Genomic DNA, 7,096 nt, shown 5'->3' on the forward strand with positions numbered 1-7,096 from the left:
GATGGCGCGTATCCGACTGATGCCTGACCACTTAGCCAATAAAATAGCTGCCGGAGAAGTTGTCGAACGGCCAGCCTCTGTCGTTAAAGAACTGGTCGAAAATAGTATCGATGCTGGTGCAAGTTGGGTGAAAGTAGATTTGGTCGAAGCTGGCTTGCAGCGCATTCGGATCATCGATGATGGGGCAGGGATGGACGAAGAAGATTGTGAAAGAGCTTTTCATCGTCATGCCACCAGTAAAATCACCGATGAGAATGATCTTTTCCATGTGCGCACGCTTGGTTTCCGTGGAGAAGCCCTTGCTAGTATCTCTGCTGTAAGTCGGTTAACTATTCAAACATCAACCGGGGAAAAAGCAGGGACCAAAATGGAATTAGAAGGTGGGCACCTGTTGTCAAGGGGAAAAAGTGATGCAAGAAAAGGAACGGATATAACTGTCGAGGAACTTTTCTTCAATACACCAGCCCGTCTTAAATATATGAAAACCATTCACACTGAATTGGGGCATGTGACTGATGTACTCAACCGGATGTCATTAGCTCACCCGGATGTTCAAATTCTTTGTACGCACAATGAAAAACAAATTTTCAAAACCAATGGCCGCGGGGATTTATTGCAAGCAATTGCTAACATCTATGGGATGAATGTGGCTAAAAAAATGATCCCCATTCACATGGAGACAGCTGATTTCAAAGTGGATGGGTATATAGCTAAACCTGAAGTTTATCGAGCATCAAGGCACTATATATCGACGATTATCAATGGTCGCTTTATCCGAAGTATTCCCTTGAATAAAGCCATTTTGCAAGGTTACCATACGCTGCTGCCGATCGGTAAAAGTCCGATTGTAGTATTGAATATAGATATGGACCCGATTTTAGTCGATGTAAACGTGCATCCATCTAAAATGGAAGTACGTTTTAGTAAAGAAAAGGAACTGTATGATCTAGTTGAAGAAACAGTGAGACAAACGTTTCGTAAACAAACGCTCATCCCTGATGTGAAGGAACCTAAACCAAGAAAAGAAAAAGAGAAAACCTCCCAAGGAACATTCGATTTCTATGAAACTAGAAAAGAAGACGCCCACCAAAAACGAGAAGAAACCGTGGATCATTTAGTTAAAAACGAAAATGAATCCTCTTCTTTTGATGGATTCATAAAAGAACAAGACGACCTTTTGAAAGAGATCAGCCCGAACTTTGACTCAAATCAATCAATAGTACAGAAGGAAGCCTCTTTAGAAGAAAATCAGGACAACCCACTTGCTACTTCAAAGGGGAAAAGAGTGCCAGCTATGTACCCCATTGGACAGTTGCACGGCACCTATATCCTTGCTCAGAATGAAGAGGGGATGTATATTGTCGATCAGCATGCAGCTCAAGAAAGAATTAAATATGAATTCTTTCGAGATAAATTAGCAGAAGTGGATCATGAAGTTCAGGAGCTGTTAGTACCGATGACTTTTGAATTCTCTAAAGCGGAAGCGTTACGTATCGAGGATTATAAGGAAGAGTTGGAGAAAGTCGGGCTTTTCTTTGAACCATTCGGTGATACCACTTATATTGTCCGCAGTCATCCCCAATGGTTTCCGAAAGGGTTTGAAGAGGAAGTTATTGATGAAATGATTCACCAACTAATCCATGAAGAGCGAATTGACATTCTAAAACTGAGAGAAGAAGCAGCTATCTTGATGTCTTGCAAACGTTCTATCAAAGCCAATCATTATTTGAATCAGTCCGATATGTTCCAGTTGCTTGAGGACTTAAGAAAATCGACAGATCCTTTTACCTGTCCGCATGGTCGACCCATTATCGTTTTCTTTTCTGAGTATGAAATGGAAAAGATGTTTAAACGGGTCATGTAAGAAACTTAAAGCGCTAACCCCTTATTTAATAGGAGTTAGCGCTTATTTCTTTTATAACTGACCACAATTTGACCACATTTATTGCAAATGGATGTTTTTGAACGCCTCATCAAATCTTATTGCTGAATCTTTTTGCATGTTAGGAGTAACATGACTATATAAGTTTAACGTAGTCTGTACATCTGCGTGGCCCAACCTTTCAGAAACAATCTTAGCGTGTTCTCCTAATTGAAGCATAATTGTTGCATGAGTATGACGGAGATTATGGAATCTAATTCGAGGTACTTCACATTGATTTATATCATATAAAAAGAATTTATGAACCGTTTGAGGATTAATAGGAGAGCTCCCATAATCAGAAATTACATAACAAGATGACGTAAGCTCCATCCCAGCGTGGCACAGTTGCGCTTTTTTCTCCTTTTGGTATTGACTCAATGCTGTAATGACTGATTCAGACAGTGCTATGGTTCTCGTACCTGAATCAGTTTTAGGATGTTGTTGAGTAATTCCTTGGCCGCTTATATAATATAAGGATTTGGTAATAGAAATAACATGGTTTTCAAAATCAATATCGGACCATTGGAGACCAAGGATTTCTCCTCGTCGCATGCCAGTATAAATAGCAAGGTAATAAAGCATATACCGATGTATTTTGTTTTGATTTTTGTGAAAACTAAGGAACCTTTGACATTCTTCTATTGACCAAGTGTTCACTCTTTTTTTCTTTCTTGAAGGGGGAGATACATTAGTCATAGGGTTTTGCTTAATATATTGCCATTTAACTGCAAAGCTCAAACTTTATTGTATTCAACTATCTATTCAAAGGTGGAAAAAAAGATCAGGAACAGACCCAATTAAATCAAATTAACTGAATCTTCAGTTAATATAAATAATTTAGTAGAAAGGGTGCTCATATGGATGCAGATGTAGCCGTTATCGGAGTAGGAACCATGGGTAGCATGGCAATGTGGCAGCTTGCTAAAAGAGGAGTATCTGTTTTAGGTTTTGAAAAATACGGAATTGGAAATGACAGATCAGCGGCAGGTGGCGAATCGCGTCTATTCCGAACAGCTTATATGGAAGGAAAAGAATATGTACCCCTGTTGCGGGAAGCTCGTCTTTTATGGAGGCAACTGGAGGAAGAAACGAATAACCGCCTCCTGACTTTGAACGGAGGATTGATGATTGGACATGAGAGTGATCAAGCTATACAAAATGTCATTCACTGCGTCGATACTTTCAATTTAGATCATGAGATTTTACGAGGAAAAGAAGCGGAAGAACGATATCCTCAACATCGATTGTTCCCTGAAGATATTATGATTCTGGATAAGAATGCGGGATTCTTGCGCCCAGAGTTAGCGGTGACTTCAGCCGCTGGTCAAGCTGAAGATATGGGGGCTTCCATATTAAGATATACGGAAGTGAAGGAGATCCAACCCGACTCGCTGGGCGTTACTATTCATACCGGTGAACGAACCTATAGAGTAGGGAAAGTATTACTGACAACCGGGCCCTGGTCTGGTGCTTTCTTACCGAAATTGAACAAGCAATTTAAAGCAAGACGTTTGGTGTTAACCTGGTTTGCAGCAAAAGATATCACGCAGTTTTATCCTGAAAAATTCCCAGTTTTTGCTCGTATGCGTAACGACTTCAGATTGACTGGAGCTCCTACATTGGATGGTACAATGGTCAAAGCATCAAATACAAAAACTCCTGAGCTAGTGAAAGATCCAGAGCAATTAAATAGAAATGTTAAAGTCGAGGAAATTAGAGAAGTGGGCGAAGCCGTTAAGGAGCTTATTCCTGATCTGAACCCCGACCCTGTACGGGCAAGTGTATATATGGATGCTTACACTCCTGATGATCATTCGGTCGTTGGCTTCCTACCTAATATGAGCGAAAATGTATTAGTCGCAAGTGGGTTTTCAGGCCATGGATTTAAAATGGCTCCAGTTATAGGGAAGGTTGTTACAGAACTATTAGTAGATGGAAAGACATCACATTCCATTGATCACCTGGATCCCGAACGCTATATTGAGAACGTAACCTGAGTCTCCATATTAGATCACGAAGGCCATCCGGAATTGAAGGATGGCTTTTTTGTATGATAAGGGGGGATTTATGAAACAACTAAAGCTATAGGAGAAGACTTGAAAGTTAATCCTAAATAACAAAACCTGTTGAATTGCCTATTGTGTAAGTTAAAATCTGTACCAAGATATCTTGCTTTCTAGTCTTAAACAAACGAGGGCGATTGTTGATAAGCTTTGACAACATTTTATGAATACCCGACACTCCTTTAATAGGTAATATATAATGAAGAAACTCGGTGATTAACAGTACATTCCTTTGGGGCAGAAATGGGGCAGGATTTCATTATTATTGCCCCATTTCTATTTGGATCCATCAGATTTAATCCCCAAATACGTTAATTTGCTGGTATTACAACCATCCTCTTAAAGTTTAATCATACGGACTCCAACAGCCTTCTAAGCTGTTGGTCTTTTTTGTTGACGAATTGTTGACCAAACTCGTCAACAACGACTATTTTTAATCCGAAACAATCCGAAAATGTCCAAACTCAAACCTAATGGATTGCGAGCTTATAGAGGGGTGTTGGCTGTCCCATATTTTTGTGAGAGGAAAGTAGGAAGAGATCAGAGAATTATTCTCTGGTCTTTTTATGCTTTTGAAATTTAATATTAATGGATGATATTCGCTTCTTCTGGAAATCCTAAAAAGAGATTTATAAGGAGGGAAAATTCATGAATATAGCGGACTTCATGATAGTCATTGGCTTTGTGACTTGTACAGTAATTATAGTGCTATTGCTTATAATGGGGATATATCTCTTCAGGGTGGATCAGGCGCAAAAAAAATACCCAGTCTTACGAAATTATCCGGTAATCGGCCGGATGAGATACTTTTTGCAGTCGATCGGACCGGAGTTGCGGTCCTATCTATTTAATAATGACCGAGAAGGGAAACCCTTTTCTCGGAATGAATATGAGCATATCGAGAATAAGGCAAAATATAAGCGGGATGTGTTCGGATTTGGATCGCAGCGGGATTTTGAAAAGGAAGGTTATTACATCCGCAATTCCATGTTCCCGAAGCTGACAGAAGAGCTGAAAATGGACCGGGACACTAAGGTAACTACAGATCGCTATTTACTGTTGAAGGAGCCTTTATTTGGGGATAAAATAGAAAAATTGGAACAGGATGAATCCCCAGTCTACCTGTTGGATGAGAATGATGCAAAAGTAATCGGAGAAAGGGCGAGGAATCCATTTGTTGTAAGGGGCCAGATAGGCATGTCTGCAATGAGTTATGGTTCCCTGGGAGACCATGCGATAACTGCTATTTCAAAAGGGCTTGGCATCGCTAAAGGAACCTGGATGAACACCGGGGAAGGAGGGCTTTCTGATTACCACTTAAAGGGAGGCGTTGATATCATCATGCAAATTGGGCCTGGTCTATTTGGTGTCCGAGATAAAGAAGGAAATTTCAGCTGGGAAGCATTAAAGGAAAAAAGTGAAATACCCGAAGTGAAAGCCTTTGAGATCAAACTGGCCCAGGGCGCAAAAACACGGGGCGGCCATATTGACGCAGAGAAGGTGACAGAGGAAATCGCGCGCATTCGGAAGGTGGAGCCGTTCAAATCGATTGATAGTCCAAACCGCTTCAAGGAGTTCAGTGATTTCCCGTCGTTATTTGAATTTATGGACAAAATCCGTGAACATTCCGGACTGCCAGTAGGGATGAAGGTTGTCATCGGCAGTAAGCAGGAAGCAGAAGAACTGGCAAAAAGCATCCGGGATACCGGGAGAAATCCTGACTTTATCACAGTTGATGGTGGAGAAGGCGGCACAGGGGCTTCCTATCAGGAGCTTGCAGACAGTGTCGGCTTGCCGATCCGCTCTGCGCTGCCATTACTCGACAACGCGTTAAAAAAATACGGTGTCAGGGACCAGCTGAAAATTATTGCAGCTGGCAAGCTTATTTCCCCTGACAGAATTGCTATTGCTCTTGCGATGGGGGCTGACCTGATTAACATTGCCCGTGCCTTCATGATTACGGTCGGCTGTATTCAAGCTCTCCAGTGTTCTTCCAATGCTTGTCCGGCTGGTGTCGCAACAACGGATCCTGAAAAGCAAAAAGGGCTTGTCATTGATGAAAAGAAATGGAGTACGGCGAATTACGTCATTACCATGCGCAAAGGTTTATTCCGCGTCGCTGCGGCCGCAGGCCTTGATTCTCCCGTCCATTTTAAACGGGAACATATTATCTACAATGATGCCCGGGGCAAAGTATGGTCCCTCGATGAAATTTATGATTCCATTGTAGAAGAACGTAAAACACTTCTGGACCCATCAGAGGTCAGGCTTAAGAAAGCCAGTCAAAGTGAAGATTAGCTGGGTCACTCATAACTTCCCGGCGCACCTGCTGGGTGAATGTCGCCTGCTTCCCACCATGGAAATAACTGAGGAATGTCTTTTTTAATGCTCGATCGGAAAATGCAAATTATAACCAAGAAAAAGCCATGCTTTTTTCTATTAAAGTTGGCAGAGTATTATACCTTTATTGGATTATTTTTAAGGGCGTTCGGTATAGTATTTGAAATTACTAAAGATGCACCTTAGCCTTTTTCCGCAATTTCAATGCCATTAATTATAATTAGGTAATTTTATTGATTGCTTCTAACTTTTATAAGGGAAAATAAAGATAAATAATTAAATCTAGCAAAAGGGGGGATTCTGCTAGATTTTTTGTAGAAAGGGTGATTATTTGAAATACAGTAAATGGTCAGTAATATTAAGCATTATTTGTGCATAACTATTTTTACCTCTTATGCCATAGCTCCTGGATAGGCTACACTTGATTGGACAGTTTCGTTAAGGTCCGGTACACTTTACTAAATATTTCAGTCGAGGAGAGCGGACCATGACCAAAAGAAACCGTCGTACGTTTACGGAGGAATTTAAGAAACAGATTGTTCAGCTTTATGAGAATGGTAAATCTAGAAAAGAAATTATTAAAGAGTATGAATTGACTTCTTCTTCTTTTGATCGATGGATCAGTCAGTATCGGCAATCCGGTTCATTTAAAGAAGAAGATAATCGCACACCTGAACAAAAAGAACTCATCAAGTTACGTAAAGAGAACCAGCGACTAAACATGGAAAACGACATTTTAAAGCAAGCAGCGCTGATCATGGGACGAAAG

The 7,096-nt window shown here is 40.8% G+C and carries 5 protein-coding genes; 4 read left to right on the forward strand and 1 reads right to left on the reverse strand.

The window, feature by feature from the left end:
• Nucleotide 1: 1 nt before the first annotated feature.
• Nucleotides 2–1,864, forward strand: a complete 1,863-nt coding sequence (gene mutL / locus BLW54_RS09120; protein ID WP_074734094.1) for a DNA mismatch repair endonuclease MutL — start codon at nt 2–4, stop codon at nt 1,862–1,864.
• A gap of 78 nt (nt 1,865–1,942) precedes the next feature.
• Here mutL and BLW54_RS09125 read toward each other — a convergent pair whose 3' ends face one another.
• Nucleotides 1,943–2,662 carry a site-specific integrase gene (locus BLW54_RS09125; protein ID WP_083391496.1) on the reverse strand — a complete coding sequence of 240 codons (720 nt, stop codon included), beginning with the start codon at nt 2,660–2,662 and terminating at the stop codon, nt 1,943–1,945.
• A 119-nt stretch (nt 2,663–2,781) separates the two neighbouring features.
• On the opposite strand from BLW54_RS09125, the gene solA reads away from it, so the two are divergent.
• The 3 genes from solA to BLW54_RS09140 form a co-directional block, all read left to right on the forward strand.
• Entirely contained in the window at nt 2,782–3,921 is a 1,140-nt protein-coding gene (gene solA / locus BLW54_RS09130; RefSeq protein WP_074734099.1) for an N-methyl-L-tryptophan oxidase, read from the forward strand.
• A 714-nt stretch (nt 3,922–4,635) separates the two neighbouring features.
• On the forward strand, nt 4,636–6,285 hold the full coding sequence (locus BLW54_RS09135) for an FMN-binding glutamate synthase family protein (RefSeq protein WP_051744093.1): 1,650 nt from the start codon (nt 4,636–4,638) through the stop codon (nt 6,283–6,285).
• Nucleotides 6,286–6,814: 529 nt separating this feature from the next.
• On the forward strand, nt 6,815–7,096 hold a 282-nt coding region (locus BLW54_RS09140; protein WP_244153498.1), incomplete at its 3' end, for a transposase.

It is taken from the genome of Halobacillus karajensis (assembly GCF_900108515.1).
GTDB lineage: Bacteria > Bacillota > Bacilli > Bacillales > Halobacillaceae > Halobacillus > Halobacillus karajensis.